This is a genomic window from Arthrobacter sp. TJ-240, from assembly GCF_058269195.1.
Genome location: NZ_JBZCNG010000001.1, coordinates 187,373 through 209,419, shown reverse-complemented (window position 1 = coordinate 209,419; position 22,047 = coordinate 187,373). Strand labels below are relative to the sequence as shown.

The window sequence follows — 22,047 nt, the reverse complement described above, 5'->3', positions numbered from 1 at the left end:
AGGGGAGTCTCGACGCTCACTGGTCGTCCTCCTCGAGAACCTCCACGCGGGTGACGTCCTCGATGACGGGATTGGAGAGCAGCGTGGTGGCGGCGTGGCGGGCCTGCTCGAGGAGTTCGTCGGTGACCTCCCCGTCCACGGTCAGCTCGAACCGCTTGCCCTGGCGGACGCCGGCGAAACCGGTGAGGCCGATCCGGGGGAGTGCCCCTGCGATCGCCTTACCCTGCGGGTCGAGGATCTCGGGCTTGGGCATGACGTCGACAACAATCCGGGGCATCCGGCAACTCCTGTGAGTGAGCAGTGGGTAAGCAGTAGCCCGGAAGTGCCGTCTCACGCCGTGTCGAGACCATCTAGGTCGACACCGGCGCTCCGCGAGCTTGCGCGTCCAGTCTACCGGGGTTTCGCCGGGCACCCGTGCCCGCCGGGCCCGCGCCGCCGCCCTGCCGTAGGATGCGGGCCATGGCGGAGTCCCTCGAGGCGTGGTCGGAGTTCAATGTCGCCATGGTCGGGGCGACTGCGGCGCTCGCCGGCCTGCTCATCGTGGCCATGTCGGTCAACATCTCCGCGATCATCGGGTCGCCGGCGCTGCCGGCCCGCGCCGCCGCGGCGATCGGCACGCTCACACTCGCGATCGTGGTCGGTGCGATCGGGCTCGCCCCGGCCCAGCCGGCCTGGGCCCACGGACTCGAGGTGCTCGCCGTGGGGTGTGTCCTCGCGGTCGTCGGGGGGATCCTGTTCTCCTGGGTCGCCCTCGTCGAGGTGCTCCGCTGAGTAACCCGTGCCCGCGGAAGCCCGGCCCGATCCCCTACAGCGTCCCGGGTGCCCCCAGCAGGTCGCGGGCCTTGTCCCAGCGGGAGATCTCGCAGCCGTCCGTCAGGGCGAAGGACGCGAGGACGGACGTGCCGTTGAAGTCACCCGTGATGCTCGCGGTCTGCGGCCCGGCGTACTGCTGCGTGCACATGACGTCCTTGTTCGGCTGCGCCGTGAAGAACGCCGTACCGAGCCGGGCGAGGGCCGCGCAGGCCGCCTCGGCGCCCGGGAGGGTCGAGGCGGGGCCGGGTGCGCCGTCGACGCACTCGAGGACGTACTGCACGGGCTCCGCACCGGCATCCTGCCGGAGGGAGATGGTGAGCAGGGCATTGTCCGCGGCGGCGGCCGGCGTCGAGGGCGCGTCGGTCGGGGCGGCGGGCGCCGGGCTGCCGTCCGCCGTGGGGGTGCCGGTGGGCGAGGGCTGGGGAGTGGAGGACTGCACGGCGGTTTCCTGATCTGTCGGTTCGGCCGGTGGTCCGCCCTGGGTACAGGCCGACAGGGCGAGGGAGAGAGCCGCGAGGGGGAGGGTGAGGCGTGCGACGGCGCGGCTGGGTCGACGCCTGGTCGATGTCGGGTCGGGTGTCATCAGTGGGTCCCCTTCGGCTGGCCTCCAGCGTAGCGGCTGGTGGAAGCACAACGAAGGACGACGGCAGGGAGTCCCGCCATCGTCCTTCCCCGTCGTCAGACGAGGGCCAGCGCCTGCTCGAGGTGCTGGAGGAGCGTCCCCCGGAGCGACTGCGACTCCTCGGCGAACCCGCGCTGCAGGCGCACGTACTCCGCCTTGCCCTCGGGCGTCTCGATCCTGATCGGCGTGTAGCCCCATGCGTCGAGGTCGTACGGCGAGGCCCGCATGTCCATGGTGCGGATGCGCCAGGACAGCTCGAAGCAGTCCATGACGAGATCGCTCGGCAGCAGGGGCGTGAGCTTGTACGCCCACTTGTACAGGTCCATGTTCGCGTGGAGGCAGCCGGGCTGCTCGAGGTCGCGCTGGGTCTCGCGGGTGGGGGCGTGCTCGTTGAGGGGGACGGCTTCCGGGGTGTAGAAGCGGAAGGCGTCGAAGTGGGTGCAGCGGATGCGGGAGGAGTCGACGACGGCGTCCGTGCCTCCCGCACCGAGGCGCAGCTCCAGGTACTCGTGCCGTACGCCGTTGACGGACGACCGGTAGGCCATGGCCCACTCGTGCAGCCCGAAGCAGCCGAACTGCGCGGGCCGCACCGCGGTACGGCCGAGGATCAGCCGGGCGAAGTCGATGGCGTCGCGGCGCTCGCGGGCGAACCGCCCGACGTCCACCCGGATCCCGTCGTCGGCGGTGTAGTACTTCCAGCCGCCCCGCTCGGCTGCCGCCGGTCCCATGAGGACGACACCGGCGCCGGGGTGCCAGCGCAGGAGCTGACCCGGCTTCTGGTTGTAGTAGGTGAAGAGGAAGTCCTCCACGGGGTGCTTCTCCCCGCGCGATCGCCGCTCCAGGTAGGGTCCGGAGAAGTGGGCCACCCGGACCTGGTGCTCCCGCTCGCGCTCCTGCCACTCGGCCTCGGGGAGGCGGGTCAGGAGGCCGGCGTGCATTGTTCCATTATCACCCCGCCCCCGATTGGTACATGGCCTGTGTAAATTCTGGGAAACATGCCCGCGGCGGACTGGTCACGGTGTGTTGCCTCAGGTAAGTTGTGACTGCTGTGGCGGTTGTGATCATGATCACAAGCGGGGGATCCTATCCAGGAGTCCACGGCGTAGGGGGAACGGTCACGGCCGGCCCGCACTTTCACGAGAGGCACTACCTTCCAATGACACAACGGAGAAAAGCCGGGCCGGGGCGCAGCACCCTGCGCACTGCCACGGCTATCGTTCTTGGTCTGCCGCTGCTGGTGACATCGACGGCCGTGGCGCCGGCTGCTTTCGCAGCCCCTGCTCCGGCCACCTCGGTCGCGCCCCAGAAGGCGCCGGCCAAGGAGCTCGACCCCGCGCAGTACCCGGATGGCAAGTACATCGTCGTGCTCGCCGACAAGCCGGTCGCCACCTACGAGGGCGGCGTCGAAGGCATCGCGCCGACCAAGCCGCAGCAGGGCACGAAGCTCGACGCCGCCGCTGAGAACGTGCAGCAGTACTCCGAGTTCCTCGAGACCAAGCAGCAGGAGGTGGCCGCCGAGAAGAACATCGAGATCAACCACACCTACACGGCCGCGCTCAACGGCTTCGCCGCGGACCTCAGCACCGACCAGGCCGTGGAACTCGCCAAGAGCGACAAGGTCCTGCTCGTGGCACCGGACGTCGAGAACGCCCCGGACTACTCGAGCATCGACTTCCTCGGACTCAACGGCAACAAGGGCATCTGGAAGAGCCAGTTCGGCGGCGAGAAGAACGCCGGTGCGGGCACCGTCGTCGGCGTCATCGACACCGGCTACGCGCCCGACAACCCCTTCTTCGCCGGCAGCCCGGTCAAGCCGCTCAAGGGCAACTCCAAGCCCAAGGTGGGCGAGCCCTACCTCAACGCAGCCGGCGAGATCGCCATGCTGAAGTCGGACGGCAGCACCTTCGTCGGTGACTGCCAGGTCGGCGAGGACTTCGACGGCAGCCTCTGCAACTCCAAGGTCATCTCGGCGCGCTACTTCGCCGACACGTTCCTCGCGAGCGTCCCCGAAGAGGACCGCGCACCCCAGGAAGTCATCTCCCCCGTCGACATCGACAACCACGGCACGCACACCGCCAGCACGGCGGCCGGCAACGCGGGCGTCACGCAGACCGTCGACGGCCGGAACTTCGGTGTCTCCTCGGGTGTGGCCCCGGCCGCCAAGATCTCCGTCTACAAGACCTGCTGGGAGGACAACGACGCCAGCACCGGTGGCTGCTACTCCTCCGCATCGATCGCGGCCATCAACCAGGCCATCCTCGACGGCGTGGACGTCCTCAACTACTCCATCTCGGGCAGCACGACGACGACGACCGACCCCGTGTCCCTCGCCTTCCTCTCGGCCACGTCCGCGGGCATCTTCGTCGCCGCATCCGCCGGCAACTCCGGCCCCACCCCGAGCACCGTCAACCACGGCGCTCCCTGGATGACCACGGTCGCCGCGAGCACGTTCAACTACGAACTGCAGGGCACGGCCGAGTTCTCCGACGGCTCCAAGTACCGCGGTGCCTCGATCATGCGCACCGGCGTCCCGGCCAGCCCGGTCGTCGTCGCCGCGAACGTCGCAGCCCCGGGTGCCGTCAACCCGAACCTCTGCGGTCCCAACACCCTGGATCCCGCGAAGATCGCCGGCAAGATCGTGGTCTGCGACCGGGGCGTCGTCGACCGCACCGCCAAGAGCGCCGAGGTCAAGCGCGGCGGCGGCGTGGGCATGATCCTCGTGAACCTGGTCGACTCCTCGACGGACACCGACCAGCACGTCATCCCCACGGTGCACGTGAATGCTCCCGAGGCCCTCGAGCTCAAGGCGAAGGTCGCGGCCAACCCGTCGATCACGGTCGCCCTGAAGCCCACGGACACCACGGGCAAGCCGCTGCCCCCCACCCCGCAGGTCGCCGGGTTCTCCTCGCGCGGCCCGCTGCTCGCCACCGATTCCGATCTCCTGAAGCCCGATGTCACGGCTCCCGGCGTGGCCGTCCTCGCGGGCGTCTCCACGGTGGGCTCCAACGGCGCGCAGTTCGGCTTCCTGTCCGGAACCTCCATGGCGTCGCCCCACGTCGCCGGTCTCGGCGCACTCGTGCTGAGCAGGAACCCCACCTGGTCGCCGGCGACCGTGAAGTCCGCCATGATGACCACGGCCACCCCGCTGAAGACCGCCACCGGCGGCGTCGAGACCGACGTCCTCGCCGTGGGCGCCGGCCACATCAACCCGGCCTCCGTCCTCAGCCCGGGGCTGGTGTACGACCAGAACGCCGATGACTACCTGCGCTTCATCGCGGGCACCGGTGTGGAGCTCGGCATCCCGGGCCTCCAGCCCGTCGCCGCCAAGGACACCAACGTCCCGTCGTTCGCGCTCGGGAACCTCACCGGTCGCACCGAGGTGACCCGCACGGTCACCGCCGTCACGCCCGGCCTCTACCGCGCCACCGCCAACGTCCCCGGAGTGAAGGTCACGGTCACGCCGTCGATCCTCAACTTCAGTGCCGCCGGCGAGACGCGCACGTTCAAGGTCTCCTTCGAGAACCAGAGCGCGCCGTTCGGCGAGTTCGCCGCCGGTTCGCTCACCTGGGCCGGCCAGGGCAAGACCGTCACCTCACCGGTGGCCGTCCGCCCCCAGGCCGTCAACGCTCCCGCCGAGGCGGCCTTCACCTCCGCCGGCCCCGACGGCAGCGGAACGTTCGAGGTCACCTCGGGGACGAACACCCCGATCAGGATGACGCTGCAGGGTCTCGCCAAGGCGGACTCCTCGGCCATCAACCTGGTTCCCGGTGGCCTGGCCAACGGGAACGACGCCTCCAACGCCGTCAAGGACGTCACCGTCCCCGCAGGCGCCCCGGTCGCGAAGTTCTCCGTCCTCTCCAGCGACCCGACTGCCGACTTCGACATGTTCCTCGTCACGCCGGCCGGCACCGTCACCCAGGTGGCGACGTCGGACGCAAGCGAGACCATCACGCTCGAGAACCCGGCACCGGGCAACTACCGGATCATCGCCAACCTGTACGCCAGCACCGGCAACGCGCCGACCGCCGGTACCATCGACGCGGCGATCCTGACGGGCGCGGAGAAGAACGCGACCCTGACGCCCAACCCGCTCGCCCTGGCGAACGGCACCAAGGGTTCCGTGACCCTCAACTGGACCGGCCTCGCCGCCGGATCCTACGTGGGCCGCGTGACCTACGACGGTTCCTCGGCCGTGACCTACGTGACGGTCGTCGTCGACGGGAAGGGCGCCGCTGCGGTCCAGCCCGCCGCTCAGCCTGCGGCCGAGCTCCCCACCGTCAGCCCGGCGGACAAGCTCGTCACCGGTCCTCGCGAGTCGACCACTCCGACCGGCGGCAAGTAGCACCGGCAGCAGTGACCGCCCGTAAGGGCCCATGACGAAGGCCGGTGGATCATCGATCCACCGGCCTTCGTCATGTCGGCGCCGTCGTCGTTCCTGCCTTCACCGGCGAGTGCCCGGGTACCCCCGCGCGTCGGCCTCCGAGACGCACTCCGGTGTCGAGAACCAGGAACGACGGAAGGTCAGGCCGGCACCGGCACCGGCGGAACCGACGGAGTGGGTGGTGTCAGCGCCCGGAGCCGGCGTAGACGGTGGCCGTGGTGTCGCCGTCGAGCTCGAAGGCGGCATGGACAGCGCGGACGGCGTCGTCGAGCAGATCGGCGCCCGTGACCACGGAGATGCGGATCTCCGACGTGGAGATCATGTCGATGTTCACGCCGGCATCGGACAGGGCGCGGAAGAACCGGTACGAGACACCGGGGTTGGAGCGCATGCCCGCGCCGATCAGGGAGAGCTTCCCGATCTTCTCGTTGTACTCCACCGTCTCGAAGCCCACGCGGTCCTGCGCGGCACCGAGCGCGGCGAGGGCCTCGGCGCCGTCGACGATCGGCAGGGTGAACGAGATGTCCGTGCGGCCCGAGCCGTGGGTCGAGACGTTCTGGACGATCATGTCGATATTGGTGTTGGCACCCGCGACGATCCCGAAGATCTCCGCCGCCTTGCCGGGGATGTCGGGCACGCCGACGACGGTGACCTTCGCTTCCGAGCGGTCGTGGGCTACACCGGAGATGATGGGCTGTTCCAAGGGTTCTCCTTCTTGAATCTTGATCTGGTCGTCAGGGCTGGGCAGCACCCAGGTGCCCTCGTTGTGGGTGAAGGAGGAGCGGACGTGGAGGGGCACCCCGAAGCGCCGCGCGTACTCGACGCAGCGCAGGTGCAGGATCTTCGCGCCCGAGGCGGCCATCTCCAGCATCTCCTCGCTGGAGATGGTGTCGATCTTCTGCGCGGACGCGACGACGCGCGGATCCGCGGTGTAGACACCGTCGACGTCGGTGTAGATCTCGCAGACGTCGGCGTCGAGGGCTGCAGCGAGCGCGACGGCGGTGGTGTCGGACCCGCCGCGGCCGAGGGTGGTGATGTCGTTGCTCTCACGGCTCATGCCCTGGAACCCGGCGACGATCGCGATGTCGCCCTTCTCGATGGCAGTCAGGATGCGGTGGGGCGAGACGGCGATGATGCGCGCCTTGCCGTGGATCGCATCCGTGATCATGCCGGCCTGGCTGCCGGTGAAGGACTGGGCGGAGGCGCCGGCCCCGTGGATGGCCATGGCGAGCAGTGCCATGGAGATACGCTCGCCCGCGCTCAGCAGCATGTCCATCTCGCGGGCGTCCGACGTCGGGCTGACCTGGGCGGCGAGGTCGAGCAGCTCGTCGGTGCTGTCACCCATGGCGGAGACGACGACCACCACGCGGTGGCCCGCGGCCTGCGTGTCCACGACGCGCCGCGCGACCCGCTTGATGCCCTCGGCGTCGGCTACGGAGGATCCGCCGAATTTCTGGACTATGAGGCTCATGCACTCGCTCACTGGGGACGACGGCGGACCTCGCCGTGCTGATTTGGAATCCAGGGGCGGCAGCACCGGCGCCTCGGGGACATCGGACGGGAATCCAACACCCGTGCCAGTGTAGCGGCGGGCCGTTTGCGCGCTCAAAGTCCGGGTCGGATTAAGAACAGCCCCGCAGGGCGGCCTTTTCGTGCCGCCCTGCGGTCCGGATGCGGCGGTGTCGCCTACGCTCGTACCATGACAGACGAATTTGGGGGAATCGTTGTCGAGGGGGTTGCACGGAGCTTCGGCTCGGTGCAGGCGATCCGCGACATCGATTTCGTGGCTCCGCCCGGGGAAGTGACCGCTCTGATCGGTCCCAACGGCTCCGGCAAGACGACTCTGATGCTGATCATGGCGAGCCTGCTGGCGCCCGATCTCGGTACCGTGCGCGTGGCGGGTTTCGATCCCGTCACGCAGCCGGGGGAGGTGCGGAGCCGGATCGGCTGGATGCCGGACACGCTCGGTGTGTGGGAGTCCCTCACCGCCGTCGAAGTGCTGAGGACCGTCGGTGCCCTCTACGGCATGAGCGGCGCCGACAGCGCCCGGCGCGCCGAAGAGCTGCTGGTCACCGTGAACCTCACCGAATTCGGCCGGCGGCCGGCGCGCGTGCTCTCGAGGGGACAGCAACAGCGGCTCAGCCTCGCCCGGGCCCTCATCCACGACCCGCAGGTACTGCTCCTCGACGAGCCCGCGTCCGGGCTCGACCCAGGATCGCGGGTGGAACTGCGATCCCTCCTGCGCGCGCTGGCCGCGGCGGGCAAGACCGTCGTCGTGTCCAGCCACGTCCTGTCGGAGCTCGACGAGATCGCCGACCGTGCCGTCTTCGTCAGCCGCGGGCAGTCCGTCAAGAGCCAGACGCTCGACGAGGCCGGCAGCCAGACCCGCCGCTACTACGTCCAGGCACAGCCCATGACGGTGCTCGCGGAGGCACTGCAGAGCTACGGGGTCCGGTTCGAGAGGCGCGGGGACTCCCGGCGTGAGGAGTTCCTCGTCCAGCTCGGCAGCACGGCGGAAGCCTCCTGGCTGCTGCGCACCCTGGTCATGGCCGATGTCGTCGTCACCGCCTTCGCGCCCGCAGGAGGCGCCCTCGAAGAGACCTACATGAGCCTGGATACGGACCGACTATGAGCACTGTTACCGAACCCTCCTCACCGCAGCCCGTCCGGTCCTCCGCGAGGCTGCCCTTCCGGTCCGCCGTCATGACCGTGTTCTCCCTCGAGATGCGCCAGCGCCTGCGGGGCAGGGGCTGGTACTGGATGCTCGCCATCTGGTTCGTCGTGATCGCCTTCATCTTCGTGCTCGGGACGGCGTTCCTCGGGGCGACCGGCAACGAGGGCGGAATCCTGTTCGACCTGGTGGTCGGCTTCGTGCTGCTGTTCGGCCTCCTCGTCGCTCCGGGGCTGTCCGCGAACGCCGTGAACGGCGACAGGGCGGGCGGCACCCTCGCGATCCTCCAGGTGACCCTGCTGACCCCCGGGCAGCTGCTCATCGGCAAATGGCTCGCCTCCTGGGTGGGATCACTCGCGTTCCTCGTCCTCAGCAGCCCCTTCATCTTCTGGGCCCTGGCGCTGGGAGGGGTCAACGCCGCGGAGGCGCTGGTCTCGCTCGTCATGCTCGCGGTGGAACTCGGCGTCGTCTGCGCCATCGGCGTGGGCGTCTCGGCGCTGGCCAACCGGCCCCTGTTCTCGATCGTCAGCACGTACATGCTCGTGGCGCTGCTGGCGGTCGGCACCGTGATCGTCTTCGGGCTGAGCACCACGCTCGTGATGGAGGAACGCACCGTCCGGTCCTCGTACTACACCTATCCGGAGAGCAGCCTCGACAGCATGGGCATCCCGGAAGAGGGCGCCGAGGCGGTGTGCCAGACCCAGACCTACACCTCCGACCTCCCCGACACGCAGTACATCACGTGGCTGCTCGCGGCGAACCCGTTCGTGGTGGTCGCCGACGCCGTGCCGTACAACCTTCCCGAAGCGGACGTCGACCCGGCGGCGGGCGGGATGGCCGGCGGCTACTACGCGCCGGGCGTCATGGAGACGGTCAGCCAGGGGGTGCGCTCCGCCCAGGCGGGGCCGGACCTCGAGGTCACCTGCGAGGAGTCGATGGGCGGGCGCCAGCCGCTGCCGCAGGGCGTGCCGATCTGGCCGCTGGGCCTCGGACTCCAGCTCCTGCTGGCCGGAGGGCTCCTCCTCGTCGGCCGCCGGAGACTGACCATGCCGGCCAGGCGCCTGGCGCAGGGCACACGCATCGCCTGACGGTCCCCGTGTCCTGATGGCCGCTGTCCGACGGGGCGTCCCGATCCGCACGGACCAGGGTCGCCCCGCGTCAGGCCCTCGTCGGCGCTGTCGGCGGGTCTCGGGGCCGATCGTGTCAGGACATGGCGCGACGGCCCTCGAAGGCCCGTCCGAGGGTGACCTCGTCGGCGTATTCGAGGTCGCCGCCGACCGGCAGGCCGGAGGCGAGGCGGGTCACCGGGATGCCGATGGTCTTCAGCATGCGCACCAGGTAGGTGGCCGTCGCCTCACCCTCGAGGTTGGGGTCGGTGGCGATGATGATCTCCTGGACCTGCTCGTCCGAGAGACGGGACAGTAGTTCGCGGATGCGCAGCTGGTCCGGGCCCACCCCGGCGATGGGATTGATCGCGCCTCCGAGGACGTGGTACCGGCCACGGAACGAGCGTGTGCGCTCGACGGCGATCACGTCCTTGGATTCCTCGACCACGCAGATCATGGACGGGTCGCGGCGGGGGTCGCGGCAGATGGCGCACTTGTCCTGTTCCGCGACATTGCCGCAGATGGTGCAGAACTTCACGCGTTCCTTGACCGTGGTGATCGCGGTGACGAGGCGCTTCATGTCCTCGCCGTCCGCCTCCAGGATGTGGAACGCGAGGCGCTGGGCCGACTTCGGCCCTACCCCCGGCAGGCGTCCGAGCTCGTCGATCAGCTCCTGCACTGCACCTTCGTACACGATGGTCCCTTTTCTGCTGTCTGGTTGACCGACTTCGTCGTGGCCGTCGGCATGCTGCTCGCCACCCCGCGACGGGCACGGGAGCGCCCCTCCATTGTCCGCCCTGCACGGCCGCAGGCAGGTCGCACGGCAGACCGATTCCGCCCTCGGCATGCCCTTACGCGCCGAGCGGCGTCACTGACCGTCGATGCTGCGTTCCTCGACGAGCCGACCGTTGAGGATGCGTTCGATCGCCGTGCGGCCCACGAGTCCGGACTCCTCGATGGTCTCGTCGTCCGCGCTGGGCTCGTCCACCACGAAGCGCCTGTCCACGGCACCGCGGGCGGCCGCAGCCTCTTCGGCGCGCTTCCGCTCGGCCTCGTCGAGGAGCTGCTGATAGCGGCTGATCGGCTTCGGCCGGATGGTCCCGGCGGGAGCCGGACGATCAGGGGCAGCGGTTCCAACCGATCCGGAGGGGGCGACGGGCCGGGTGGGCCCGGTGCCGGTGCCGGCCGTGGCTCCTGCGGCTCCGGTGGACCCCGCGGGATCGGTGGATGCGGCGGATCCTGATGACCGGTCCGGCACGGGGCCGCGTGCACCCGAGCCTGCCAGGCCGCGAGGCGGCGGGGTCGCGGGCGGCGTCGTGGCTGCGGGAGGACTCCAGACCACCGACCGGGACGGTGCCGGTTCGGCAACCTGTGCCGCAGGGGTGGCTCCTGGCGCTCGCTGCGGTGCCGGCGCCGACGCAGGCTCGGCCGGAACGCCGCTGCGAGCCGGCGAGGGAGCAGGGGCAGGACGCGTTGCCGCTGCCTGCGGTTCCCGGGAGCGCCGCTCGTAGGGATCGTCCGGCACCTGCCCCCAGTCGTTCCCGGGGTCGAAGGCTTCCTCGGGAGGCTCGACGAGCGCCCATGAGTCGTCCGACATCGAGGGATCCCACGCGCTGACGGACTCCGACCCCGGGCCGTCGGTGGGCGCGGCGGCCCGACCCGGTCCTCGGGTGTCCGCCCGGCGGGAACCTGTGCTGCCCGGCCTGCTCTGCGGGGCGTTCCCCGGAGTGCCGCCCTGCCGGTCCGGGGTGCGGCCCGGCTCGACGCCTCGGACCACGGGACGGGTTGCCGGGTGGCTGCCGTTGCGGGTCGATGCGGAGGGCGGCTGAGCCTGTTCGCGGGTGGACAGGGCGTCCCCGGAAGGGGTTCCCGCCGCGAGCGCTGATGGCGGCACCGATGGCGGCACCGACGGAGCCGCCGGCCGCTCAGCGGCAGGGGGCAGGGCTTCCGCCCCGGCCACGGCCGCCGTGGCGGGTCCATCGGCAGAAGAGTTCACCCCACCGGTGCGGGCACCGTCAGCGCCACTGCGAGCGATCGACGGCGCGGGAGTGCCGAGGCCCGGGTTACTGCCCGGGGCCGCCTGACTGGCCGGTACTTTTGGGCCCGACTCACCTGCCCCGCCGGCGTCGTGGACCGCCTCGATGGAACACGTGAGCCCGAGGACCGTGTGGATGGCCTGTTTCACGTTGTCCACGTGGGGGCCGCGCTGGAAGCCGATGGCGTTGCCCTGGTTGGCGAAGGCCAGCACCAACTGGTTGCCCTCGAAGGAGCGCGGCTTCGCGGAGACGTTGACGATCAGCCACGTGGCCCGCTTGATCCGGGCGACCTCGTCCATGATCTCGGGCCATGCACGGCGGATCATCTCGACGCTGCCGCCGGAGGCGCCGGACGCACCGGGCTGGCTCTGCTGGCCGGGCTGGACAGGCTGGCCGGGCTGGCTCTGCTGGCCGGGCTGGCCCTGGTCCGGGCGGCGGGCCTCCTGCTGAGGCTGCCCCTGCTGCGGGGTGCCCTGGGCAGACATAGGCGGTCCGCCCTGGACCGGCCCTCGCGCCGGCTCCTGCTGGGTGCCCTGGGCAGGTTCGTGCGGTCCGTCCTGCGGCTGGGTGGGCGCGCCCCAGGACGGCGCGTTCCCCTCGTGGGCGGGGGCCCCGTTCGACGGACCGCCCACGGCGTCGGGACGCGGACCGCGTTCGGTCCCGGCCTGCAGATCGGCCGGCGGCTGCCGCTCGCCGCCACCGGATCGAGCGCGTCCGTCGTCCTGCTGCGGTGCGCCGAGAGCCGGCGCGGCAGGCTGCGCCGAGGACGACGCAGCAGGCACCGCAGCATCGGCCGCGGCGGGAGCGTGGCCGCTCGCGGGCCGTTCCGCCGGAGACCCGGGCCCGGGCCCGGGAGCGGCAGGCGACGTGGCCGGCGCTGCGGGGGCCTGACCGGAGGGACTCGCGGATCCGCCCGCTGCGGGCTGCTTCGCCGGTCCGCCCTTCGACGGCTCGGACTCCGCGAACGCGGAATCCGTGGAGACCCCCCAGCTGCCACCCCAGTCGGGGGAGGAGTCGGCAGGTGCAGGCACTGCGCCCGGCCGGTCGCCGCGGGACGCTCCGGGGACGGCGGGGGAGTGCGCGCCCGGTCCTGCGGCAACGACGGCGGGAGCGGCCGGGTCGGCGGCGGGCAGCGACCAGCGGGCCGCGGCCTCCTCCGCCGTCCGGGGGACATCGAGGCGGGGACGGGCCGGTGTCTTCGGTGCTTCCTCGGCGGGGGCCTCCGCCGCGGCTTCCGCAGCGGGGGTGCCGGCGGCGTACTCGAGGCGGCGCTCGATGCGGTCCACCCGCGCCAGGGTGCCGCGGACCGTGGCGTCCGCGGCCGGGAGCAGCAGCCGGGCGCAGAGGAGTTCGAGGTGCAGGCGCGGCGAGGTGGCACCGGTCATCTCGGTCAGGGCCGTGTTGGTGACATCGGCTGCGCGGGAGAGCTCGCCCGCACCCAGCTGGTTGGCCTGGGAGCGCATGCGGTTCAGCTGGTCGTCCGGGACGCCGCGGAGGATCGACGCCGCACCCTCGGGGACGGCGTTGATGACGATCAGGTCGCGGAAGCGCTCCAGCAGGTCCTCGACGAAACGGCGCGGGTCGTGCCCCGTCTGGATCACGCGGTCCACGGCGTTGAACACCGTGGCGGCGTCCCCGGCGGCGACGGACTCGACGACGTCGTCGAGCAGCGTGGCATGCGTGTAGCCGAGGAGCGAGACCGCGAGCTCGTAGTCGAGCCCGTTCTCGCCCGCACCGGCCATCAGCTGATCGAGCACGGAGAGGGAGTCGCGCACCGAGCCGCCGCCGGCGCGGATGACGAGCGAGAGCACGCCGGGTGCCACCGGCACGTTCTCCTGCCGGCAGAGCTGCTCGAGGTAGGCCATGAGGGGCTCGGGCGGGACGAGGCGGAACGGGTAGTGATGCGTGCGGGAGCGGATGGTGCCGATCACCTTGTCCGGCTCCGTGGTCGCGAAGATGAACAGGATGTGCTCCGGCGGCTCCTCGACGATCTTCAGGAGTGCGTTGAAGCCCGCCGACGTGACCATGTGCGCCTCGTCGATGATGAAGATCTTGAAGCGGTCACGCACGGGTGCGAAGGTGGCGCGCTCGCGGAGGTCACGGGCGTCGTCCACGCCGCCGTGGCTGGCGGCGTCGATCTCGATGACGTCCAGGCTGCCGGATCCGTTGCGGGCGAGCTCGACGCAGCTGTCGCAGGTGCCGCACGGGGTGGAGGTGGGGCCCTGGGCGCAGTTGAGGCAGCGGGCGAGGATGCGGGCAGAGGTGGTCTTGCCGCACCCGCGGGGCCCGGAGAAGAGGTACGCGTGGTTGATGCGGTCCTTGTCGATGGCCGCCATCAGGGGTTCGGTGACATGCTCCTGGCCGATGACGTCCGCGAAGGTCTCGGGACGGTAGCGGCGGTAGAGGGCTGTACTCACGGAAGAACCTTATCGGTTGGTGCTGACGGTTTGCATGCCGGACCGTCGGGGGCCGGGAACGGGCCGGCGGACAGGACTGCAGGGTCCACGACCCACGGATCACGGGGCAGTCGGGTGGGGTCGAATGATGCGAGAGCCGCTTCGAGCGACCCTCCGGGAAGGCCCAGCGACGCCAGGATGACGCCCAGCACCGCGTGCGGTGACCAGCCCAGCCGCGCGAGGTCCTCCAGTGTCACAGCGCCGTCCCGTTTTGCCAAGCGGCGGCCTTCGGGCGAGACGGCCAGGGGTACATGGGCGTACGTGGGGACCGGCAGGCCGAGCAGCGAGGCGAGGTAGGCCTGCCGCGGAGCGGACTCGAGCAGGTCGTCGCCCCGCACCACCTGGTCGATCCCCTGGGCGGCGTCGTCCACGACGACCGCGAGGTTGTACGCGATCACGCCGTCGTTCCGCTGCAGCACGAAGTCGTCCACCGGGGCGGTGACGTGCCCGGCCAGCAGGTCCTCGATGGCCCAGGTCCCGACGCCGGCCGCGAGCCGAAGCCCCGGTCGCCGCTGCGCCCGCCGTCGTTCCCGTTCGTCCTCGGCGAGCCCGCGACAGGTGCCCGGGTAGAAGCCGGGCCGGCCGTGCGGGGCGCTCGCGGCCTCGGCGACGTCCCGGCGCGTGCAGAAGCACTCGTACACCAGGCCCTCCGCCTGCAACCGGCGCAGAGCCTGCTCGTAGCGGCCGGCGTGCCTGCTCTGGCGGACGACGGGCCCGTCGGAGAGGATGCCCAGCGCGGCCAGCTCGGCCAGCTGCTCCGCCTCGGCACCGGCCCGCACGCGGTCGAGGTCCTCGACGCGGAGGAGGAAGGTCCTGCCCGTGGACCGGGCGAAGAGCCAGGCGACGACGGCGGTGCGGAGATTGCCGATGTGCAGCTGCCCGGAGGGGCTGGGGGCAAACCGGCCGGCGCCTCTGCCTGCCACGTCCGACCTCCCGCCGTGCTCGCTTAAAGTGAAGACCCCCCATGCACCTGCCAGAGCCCGCTTACCCTTGCTACCTTCCGGTCCTGGGGGAGTTCACAGGATGACACCACATGAGGGGCCGGGAAATAGTCTACACAGGAGCATGCGCGGCTTTCGAATCGGCGGGGGAGGGGGCGCTGGGAGGCCCGCGCCGGGCACGATTCGGCAGGATCCGCTTGTATGGGTATTCTGGTATCTGCTCCAAAGGAGGAGGATTCGCCTAGCGGCCTATGGCGCACGCCTGGAACGCGTGTTGGGTTAACGCCCTCGGGGGTTCAAATCCCCCATCCTCCGCAAGCAGCGGGAGAGCCCGTGTGATCGTTGAGATCATGCGGGTTCTCTTGCGTTTAAGCACCTGTCGCATCGTCCGTCTGTATCGTTATCTGTTACGTTGCCGTCCATGGGGTATCAGGGACGCATGTCCACCTTCGAGACGACGAACAACGGCAGGCGCGTGTGGTGCGCTTCGTACTGGTACATCGATGAGGCTGGCAAGCGCCGCTTCATCCGTGGGTACGGGGACACCGCGAGGGAAGCAGTCCGACGACGGACGGACAAGATGGCTTCGATCATGCAAACGGGCCTTGATGCTCCGCGACGTGCCACGACTCCGAAGGTCAGCGCATACCTCGACATCTGGCTGGACTCACCGACCAACAAAAAACTGAGCGACGAGTCTTACCGGAAATACCGCAAGGACATCGAAAACCACATCCTGCCGCACATCGGTAGTGAGCCGCTTGAAAAACTGACTGACAGTGTTCTCACTGATCTCTTCTATTCGAAGCTCGACAACATCGGTTCTTCTGCCCGACTGCATACCTACAAAACTTTCAGCACCATGCTCAACCACGCGAAAAAACGTGGAGTCATTCAAACAAATCCGCTTTACGGGGTCGCTACACCAACTCATAAATCAAACGTCGCCGAGAATGACGACCGCTATATCAATAAGCGACTGGGAATTGCTCCGTACTATTTAGAGTGGATCGGTAATCCCGAAAACGAATACCACGAGCACTTCAACCGCATTACGTTTATGTTTCTCGGCTTGAGGCGTTCTGAACTTCTCGGACTTGAATGGTCTTGCATCAACAATCTGAAGAAGAAGAACGGCGCGTCGTTGATCATCCGACAACAACTATCACGTCATGAAAAACACACCGGCAATTCGGGCTATTACCTCAAAGATACAACTAAGGGCAAGAAACCACGAACAATCGATCTGCCGGAGTTCTGGCGACTGCGCCTTCTTGACGAAAAGAAAAAGAATCGTAAAGCGGTTGACCAACAGTTCGCCGATTTAATCTTTCTGACGCCTGCGGGGATGCAAACTTCCTATAACCTGCACCTCAAAAAATGGAAGGAATCGCTTGACGGATACATGACTAAAAATGGGACTCCGTCGATCGAAGCAGACTACTTCCGGCCTCATGCCGTTCGCCACCTAACAGCTTCACTAATGTATGCAAGCGGTGTTCCTCTTGAAGTCGCACAGCAAATTCTCGGTCACAGTGACAAAGCTATGACTCTTCATTACACTCACACGACAAAGGCGGCGATGAAGGGTGCGACCGAAGCGCTCAATCCTTTCATGAACCGATGATTGGCTGACTACTTACTCTGCTCGCTACACGCGGGGACGTTTGCTATCGCCCAAACTCCCCTGCACCCCTCAAAGACTTACAACCGGTCCGCGCTTCGCTCGACCTCTTGAGAGGTTCCACAAACTGTCCTCAAATGTGCCGAAAAAAGTGCGGTCGAACTTGATGCGTGATTGCGATTGCTCATGGGAAGATTCGTGACGCTACACCGTCCTTTCCTGGTCATCCTGTCTGCATTCTGATCTTCGTCTACGTGACGACTCTCTATACATAATCAAGTTGTGCGGCCGGCTGCGCCGTCCACACCTCCACTCGCCGCCCGACTACGGCGCTCAATGACCTCACACAGCTGCGGTCGTCACGCAACCAAACTCCGTCGCGCAGCTCGCGCCCGTCATCGGCCTGTCCTCGCTCGGCGAGCCTCGCTCGAACCAGTCCACTCCTGTCGGCTCCTCCGACTCCATCGCGTGGTCACACAACGAACCTTGCTTGTGTGCGGTCCTATCGCGCCGCTGGCGACTCGCGGCAGCTTCGCTGGCCTCGTCTTACTTCGCTATGACTTGCGTCGGCCAATCCTGAACCTCTTATCTGCAACGATCCCCAGATCTGCGCGCCCGATTTGAACCAGTTCGTCCACCAGTTCACCACCCCGCTTCGAGATGGCGTTCCACTCCTTCTCTGAAATCTCATCACTACCCACCGCTTCTAGCATGTCCAGAATCACCTCGTTGGCGTTCTGTCTATAAACCTCCGTCAGATTCCCACCCAGCATATTAACTCGCAGTTCTACGTGCTCTAGATCATTGATCTGGCCACGCCACAAGTTCTCTACGCCTTCAAAGTCGTGACCATGCGCTATCGCTGATTCAGTTTCGAGGCTACTGACCTTCAACCCAACCGCGAATGTTGAGTTGATCTCAAGAAGCAGATCGAGCAGTTCGAGGTACGCTGCTCCACGTTTCTCCCGCACCCAATCCTTCTCCGAAAGACGTTGCGAGAGGTGAGAGCCAATCCACACCGCAAATATAGTGACGAGACCCGTGACAAGAACACCCAGAAATTCCATAATCACGAGTGTAGTCTGGATGCGAACATTCGAACGAACGCTGCGGCGCTACCAGCCGTTCTAAGCGCTTTGCAATCGTTCGACGTGTGCGTGTACCACTTTGCACTCTAACCCTCTCAGATCGTCTCCTACTGCCGTTTAGTGGGTAGTGAACGGGATGCACCGGCAAGGAGCTACAAGTGCTTACGATGGATCATGACTACTTACCAAAGCTGCCACATCGCGTCCTGCACCGAAGACGGAATTTGGACCCTTACCGTGCATGGGGGCGAGTACGAGAGGTCCGTTCCTCCTTACTCCTATTGTGCCGGTCATGTGCTGGGAAAAGTGCCGCTATCTGACGGCAGCTACAATCCGTACACAATCATCATCACTGGCCCATATTCGATTCCCGTGGAACCAGTGCCTGCAAGGCGATGATCAAATTATCTCTTGTCTCAGGTAAGAGGGCATAGAAAAAGGCGGCCACAACCGCGAGGTGCAACCGCCTTTATCCTGTCTGTTATCCCCAGCTATGTCCGCTGCCGATCATGCTCATTAAAGTGTGCGCATCGTCTGCGAAACCTGCAATGTGCAGCGGCACCATCTCGTGGTCGTCCTCACCCTGAATCCACATCACTGCTGGCCGACCCGGTTTTGCTTTCGCCCACAACTGCTGACTGCGGTGCGCGTCGGGTATCTCGTCATCTTCCTCCCAATGGGCGATGTCTGCCCGTGCTTGCGTTCGTAGATTGACCGTCTCGATCTTGTACTGGAACATCGCCTATCTCCTTGCTGGTGCCATTCTCGTATCGATTCCGCACGGTTGTGCAGATCGCTGTTTATTCGGTGAATGTCTTTGCTACTGCCGACAATCCGTCTAGTTTGCCGTGGTCCCGCCGTTACTGGTGCTGACCGTCTCACCAGCTGTCTCACCGAAAAACGAGTCCAACGTTTCTTGCGTTAAGTCCACGTCGATCCATTCCTCCCGAAGCACTGCACGTCGATCCGTGTCCCATGTTTTCGCCAACACTTCAAGGCCCGACTGATGCGATGCGCTGCTGTTCTGCTCTGCGTATCGCTTGCGTTCCTCGACCAACGTTGACCGCGTGAGTCCTGCCAGCGACCACTGCTTCGACCGAGTAATCATTTGGCCTGCGTACCCGAACGATCGGTGTGCCGCTCCAGAGCAGGTTCCGTCTCCCTTGCATCCTCGACTGCCGCAAATCAACCGCGCTGCGTGCTTGTCCAACCTGTCGTAATGCTGCCTGCGTGGCTCTGAAATCAGGCCCTCATCTCCCTGCTGTTTCGCTGTGTACGCGACGACCTTTGACATGTACCGGACGGATGACGCGGTTGAATCTCCACTGATGCCCTGCACGTCGACCTGCTTACCCCATGCAAAATCGCCGTAGCTGTACGTCCTCATCAACTGAAGTGCCTGCCACGTTTTAGCTGCGTCATGACTTGTTGGAACGCGCATGATCCCGTGGAAATGGAGTGCCCCTCGTGCCTGCCACTCCCGAGCGAACGACCACTCAAGATCGGGAAGGAGATCCTCTGTGTACTTCATCGTGCGCCGGAACAACTCGCTTGCTGCCTGATTCCACCTGACCTGATTGCTGTACCTGTACCCGCGCTTCGTCGGTGTTCCCCTGAGTTCGTCTCCGGCCTCGTGAACCGATCCGCATGTGCAACGACCTACCTCTGATCCCTTGCTCTTCGGAACACGGTGGATCCCTCCAAAGGATGGCGCAGTCAACGTCACGAAGTAGAACCTGAACCCTGCCAACGCCTCCGCACTGATGCCGTCACGCTCTGAGACGTTGCATCCTGACCCGATCAACCGCTTCTGGTCCGTTGCGTGCATGACTGAACATGCGATGCATTCACTGGCCTTCTTCGACTGGCACCGAACGTAAGATACGATGCCGTTTCCCTTGCGAACCTTCCTCGGTCTGCTGCACGTCGTACGCCGCATGCTCGCGATCAGGAGGCCTTTTACAGCTGAACCCTCCACGGCAACTCACCGTCCAAAGTGATCAACTTCAGCGTCCGTCTTGCTCGTGTGACTGCCACGTAAAACAACCGGCGTTCTTCGTCTGTCTCGTCGCAACCGTTGAACCCTGATGCCCTGAGATCAACGACCGTCACGCTGTCCCACTCACTGCCTTTTGCCTTATGAACCGTGCTGACGTGAACCTCTGCACCGTCTACCTGATCCGTCCATGACCTCTGAACGATGCGACCTGATGCCTCCAATGCGACTGCGATCCGCTCAAGGCTGTTCTTCCCTCTGCCAACGACTGCATGCGACCCGACAGGCTTGCTCGTGACCACATGACTTGCAACGTCGTCGTAGCTGACCTGTTCGACCGTGACTGTGCCGCCGTGCTGATCCGTGTGCAAGACATCCGATGCGACCTGATTTGCGACCTCGAGGATTTCTTCTGCACTACGGAACGACTTCGACAACGTGAGTTCCTGCCACTCTGCCAACGATCCGAACAGGCCACCATCGACGCCTGCGAAACTGAACACTGCCTGGTTGGAATCCCCGACCCACGTCATGCGATCACGCGTAAGACCTTCAACAAATTTGACCTGCAACGCTGACAGATCCTGTGCCTCATCCACGATCACTTCATCGGCCGCCTGCGGTGCAACGTGTGCGGCAAGCACCATGAGGTCATCGAAGTCGTAGACCTTGCTTTGACGCTTTAACGACCTGAACATCTTGACTGCCTCGATCAGCTCCTGTGCCGACAACTGCGCGAGCGTGACCCCACCGAACGATTCGTTGAACTTTGCGTTGCTCAAGCGAAGGACCGCGTTGGTGCTGCCGTCTGTCGGGCTGATTCCGAGGGTCGTCAATGCCTGCCTTGCGTACTTCTCGCATGTGCTGACGCGTGGCATATCCCTGCCGTTTGCCTCGCACCACTCCTCCATGACCTTCCATGCCGCCCCGTGAACCGTGCTGACGTTGACCGCGTGTAATCCCTTGCTGTCAAGGCGTGTCCTGATCTGATCGCGGGCCGATCTGGTGAAGCAAAGCGTCTGAATTGCGTCGGGCGATGTTCCTTCATCTATCAACGACTTGATGCGTAATGCGACTGTTTCTGTCTTGCCTGTCCCTGCTAATGCCTTAACCAACAGCCGTGTGGAGCGGTCTGCCGCAACGTCGATCTGTTCCTGTGTGTACTGCATGATTACTCCTTTCGATGCCCACAACGGGGACTAGTACGGTGTGGGCACCGTCTGGATCAGGCCTTGAACCTGCGTGCTACCAACGCATCAAAATCCGTGCGCTTGATACGCCACTTCGTCTTCAACTTCAGGACCGGAACGCGATCCTCGACTAGAAGGGCTCTCACCGTGTTGGGCGATAGACCCAACTTCTCAGCAATCTCATTCGTGCTCATCCACTCGTCTGTCATCACTGCTCACCTCCCTTCGCTGTCTTGATGTACGCGTCAAAAACGCCTGTCGGCTTACCCTGCGACTGCATGAACCTGACGAGGTCCTCCGTGCTGATGTCACCCTTCTTGACCTCTGGTGCGCGTTGCTCGACCTCCTCAGGAATCAGGACGTCCGGCGTTGGCCACCGACCATGCAGGATGTGATCGAAGATCTCCAGGCAGTCCATGAAGGACTCGAACCACTCGCCGTATGCCTTGCGAAGTATGGTCATTGGCAGTCGTGTTCGAAGATGCCAGCATCAAGCAGCGTCTGACAGTTCGCCACCATCGACGTGTGATCGCCCGGTTCGTTCGGGTACTGATCGATGTACTGATCGGCCGTGATTGTGTAGCTGTACGTGTCGCCGTTGACGGTGACAGTGATCAGGTATGACGGCGAATCTGTCTCGGTTTTAGCAGTAGGAATCTCTACGAAATCAGTCAGGCTCCATGTCTCGCCTGCTCCCATGCTGCGTTGCAATACGAGGTCGCCGGTCCGCTGATCGTTGGCCTGCACGTGGAAGGGCATGTCGCGGTACTCGTACCCGAGTTCGAGTGACGCCATAACGAAGTAGCCGGTCGTTGGTACTACTGCATTGGGGTCTTCCTCGACCGGTGCTGGTGTCGGTGCCGGCGCGTCCTCAACGGGTGTGACCTCGTCAGGGCAGTTGCCACGCTTCGCTGTGATCGATGGGTCGTCGTTCCACACTGCGATGACGCATGGTCCCGCGTCGTCGCCTGCAGGGTATGCGATGCCTGCTGTGGCTATGCCGCCGAGGGTTGCCAACCCTGATGCGAGCATGAGTGATGCTGTGATTGCTACAGATTTCCTGAACACTTTCTGTCTCCCTTGAAACGTTGTGGGCGGGACGGGGCGCCTCGTGACTGGTTCG

The 22,047-nt window shown here is 66.1% G+C and carries 19 protein-coding genes, 1 tRNA gene and 1 other RNA gene; 6 read left to right on the top strand and 15 right to left on the bottom strand.

The window, feature by feature from the left end; all coding sequences use genetic code 11:
* Positions 1 to 16: 16 nt before the first annotated feature.
* Entirely contained in the window at positions 17 to 277 is a 261-nt protein-coding gene (gene purS / locus AC4D2C_RS00960; RefSeq protein WP_490904653.1) for a phosphoribosylformylglycinamidine synthase subunit PurS, read from the bottom strand.
* Positions 278 to 459: 182 nt separating this feature from the next.
* Here purS and AC4D2C_RS00955 point away from each other — a divergent pair, with 182 nt between their 5' ends.
* Positions 460 to 771: a hypothetical protein gene (locus tag AC4D2C_RS00955; protein ID WP_490911789.1), complete on the top strand. Its 312-nt coding sequence runs from the start codon at positions 460 to 462 to the stop codon at positions 769 to 771.
* 34 nt (positions 772 to 805) lie between these two features.
* Here AC4D2C_RS00955 and AC4D2C_RS00950 read toward each other — a convergent pair whose 3' ends face one another.
* Together AC4D2C_RS00950 and AC4D2C_RS00945 are read right to left on the bottom strand one after the other, a co-directional pair.
* The gene (locus tag AC4D2C_RS00950) at positions 806 to 1,396 is read right to left on the bottom strand and encodes an SSI family serine proteinase inhibitor (RefSeq protein ID WP_490911788.1); all 591 of its coding nucleotides are present in this window, start codon (positions 1,394 to 1,396) and stop codon (positions 806 to 808) included.
* A gap of 95 nt (positions 1,397 to 1,491) precedes the next feature.
* Positions 1,492 to 2,373, bottom strand: coding sequence for a 3-methyladenine DNA glycosylase (locus tag AC4D2C_RS00945; RefSeq protein ID WP_490911787.1), 882 nt, complete (start codon positions 2,371 to 2,373; stop codon positions 1,492 to 1,494).
* Positions 2,374 to 2,591: 218 nt separating this feature from the next.
* Between AC4D2C_RS00945 and AC4D2C_RS00940 the strand changes: the two genes are divergently transcribed.
* Positions 2,592 to 5,777, top strand: coding sequence for a S8 family peptidase (locus tag AC4D2C_RS00940; RefSeq protein ID WP_490911786.1), 3,186 nt, complete (start codon positions 2,592 to 2,594; stop codon positions 5,775 to 5,777).
* 223 nt (positions 5,778 to 6,000) lie between these two features.
* Here AC4D2C_RS00940 and AC4D2C_RS00935 read toward each other — a convergent pair whose 3' ends face one another.
* Entirely contained in the window at positions 6,001 to 7,287 is a 1,287-nt protein-coding gene (locus tag AC4D2C_RS00935) for an aspartate kinase (RefSeq protein WP_490911785.1), read from the bottom strand.
* Positions 7,288 to 7,515: 228 nt separating this feature from the next.
* Between AC4D2C_RS00935 and AC4D2C_RS00930 the strand changes: the two genes are divergently transcribed.
* Together AC4D2C_RS00930 and AC4D2C_RS00925 are read left to right on the top strand one after the other, a co-directional pair.
* Positions 7,516 to 8,448, top strand: coding sequence for an ABC transporter ATP-binding protein (locus AC4D2C_RS00930; protein WP_490911784.1), 933 nt, complete (start codon positions 7,516 to 7,518; stop codon positions 8,446 to 8,448).
* On the top strand, positions 8,445 to 9,575 hold the full coding sequence (locus AC4D2C_RS00925) for an ABC transporter permease (protein ID WP_490911783.1): 1,131 nt from the start codon (positions 8,445 to 8,447) through the stop codon (positions 9,573 to 9,575). Before AC4D2C_RS00930 ends, AC4D2C_RS00925 begins: the two co-directional genes overlap by 4 nt.
* 115 nt (positions 9,576 to 9,690) lie before the next feature.
* On the opposite strand, the gene recR is transcribed toward AC4D2C_RS00925, so the two are convergent.
* The 4 genes from recR to ffs form a co-directional block, all read right to left on the bottom strand.
* On the bottom strand, positions 9,691 to 10,287 hold the full coding sequence (gene recR, locus AC4D2C_RS00920) for a recombination mediator RecR (protein WP_334208587.1): 597 nt from the start codon (positions 10,285 to 10,287) through the stop codon (positions 9,691 to 9,693).
* 174 nt (positions 10,288 to 10,461) lie between these two features.
* On the bottom strand, positions 10,462 to 14,046 hold the full coding sequence (locus AC4D2C_RS00915; protein WP_490911782.1) for a DNA polymerase III subunit gamma and tau: 3,585 nt from the start codon (positions 14,044 to 14,046) through the stop codon (positions 10,462 to 10,464).
* A complete protein-coding gene (gluQRS, locus tag AC4D2C_RS00910) occupies positions 14,043 to 15,008 on the bottom strand; it encodes a tRNA glutamyl-Q(34) synthetase GluQRS (protein ID WP_490911781.1) in 966 nt (321 codons plus the stop codon). The genes AC4D2C_RS00915 and gluQRS overlap by 4 nt, the downstream gene beginning before the upstream one ends.
* Positions 15,009 to 15,035: 27 nt before the next feature.
* Positions 15,036 to 15,131, bottom strand: an RNA gene (ffs, locus tag AC4D2C_RS00905) — signal recognition particle sRNA small type.
* A gap of 125 nt (positions 15,132 to 15,256) precedes the next feature.
* Here ffs and AC4D2C_RS00900 point away from each other — a divergent pair.
* Both AC4D2C_RS00900 and AC4D2C_RS00895 read left to right on the top strand, forming a co-directional pair.
* Positions 15,257 to 15,341, top strand: a tRNA-Ser gene (locus AC4D2C_RS00900).
* 124 nt (positions 15,342 to 15,465) lie between these two features.
* Positions 15,466 to 16,653, top strand: a complete 1,188-nt coding sequence (locus AC4D2C_RS00895) for a tyrosine-type recombinase/integrase (protein ID WP_490911780.1) — start codon at positions 15,466 to 15,468, stop codon at positions 16,651 to 16,653.
* A 551-nt stretch (positions 16,654 to 17,204) separates the two neighbouring features.
* Here AC4D2C_RS00895 and AC4D2C_RS00890 read toward each other — a convergent pair.
* The 7 genes from AC4D2C_RS00890 to AC4D2C_RS00860 form a co-directional block, all read right to left on the bottom strand.
* Complete coding sequence (locus tag AC4D2C_RS00890; RefSeq protein ID WP_490911779.1) at positions 17,205 to 17,717, bottom strand: hypothetical protein; 513 nt, start codon at positions 17,715 to 17,717, stop codon at positions 17,205 to 17,207.
* A gap of 502 nt (positions 17,718 to 18,219) precedes the next feature.
* Positions 18,220 to 18,477 carry a hypothetical protein gene (locus AC4D2C_RS00885; RefSeq protein ID WP_490911778.1) on the bottom strand — a complete coding sequence of 86 codons (258 nt, stop codon included), beginning with the start codon at positions 18,475 to 18,477 and terminating at the stop codon, positions 18,220 to 18,222.
* Between the two features lie 99 nt (positions 18,478 to 18,576).
* The gene (locus tag AC4D2C_RS00880) at positions 18,577 to 19,677 is read right to left on the bottom strand and encodes a replication initiator (RefSeq protein ID WP_490912990.1); all 1,101 of its coding nucleotides are present in this window, start codon (positions 19,675 to 19,677) and stop codon (positions 18,577 to 18,579) included.
* A gap of 20 nt (positions 19,678 to 19,697) precedes the next feature.
* Positions 19,698 to 20,903 (bottom strand): UvrD-helicase domain-containing protein, encoded by a 1,206-nt coding sequence (locus AC4D2C_RS00875; RefSeq protein ID WP_490911777.1) that lies wholly within the window; start codon positions 20,901 to 20,903, stop codon positions 19,698 to 19,700.
* Positions 20,904 to 20,959: 56 nt separating this feature from the next.
* On the bottom strand, positions 20,960 to 21,133 hold the full coding sequence (locus tag AC4D2C_RS00870; protein WP_490911776.1) for a helix-turn-helix domain-containing protein: 174 nt from the start codon (positions 21,131 to 21,133) through the stop codon (positions 20,960 to 20,962).
* The gene (locus tag AC4D2C_RS00865) at positions 21,133 to 21,387 is read right to left on the bottom strand and encodes a hypothetical protein (protein ID WP_490911775.1); all 255 of its coding nucleotides are present in this window, start codon (positions 21,385 to 21,387) and stop codon (positions 21,133 to 21,135) included. Before AC4D2C_RS00865 ends, AC4D2C_RS00870 begins: the two co-directional genes overlap by 1 nt.
* On the bottom strand, positions 21,384 to 21,992 hold the full coding sequence (locus AC4D2C_RS00860; RefSeq protein WP_490911774.1) for a hypothetical protein: 609 nt from the start codon (positions 21,990 to 21,992) through the stop codon (positions 21,384 to 21,386). Before AC4D2C_RS00860 ends, AC4D2C_RS00865 begins: the two co-directional genes overlap by 4 nt.
* Positions 21,993 to 22,047 lie beyond the last annotated feature (55 nt).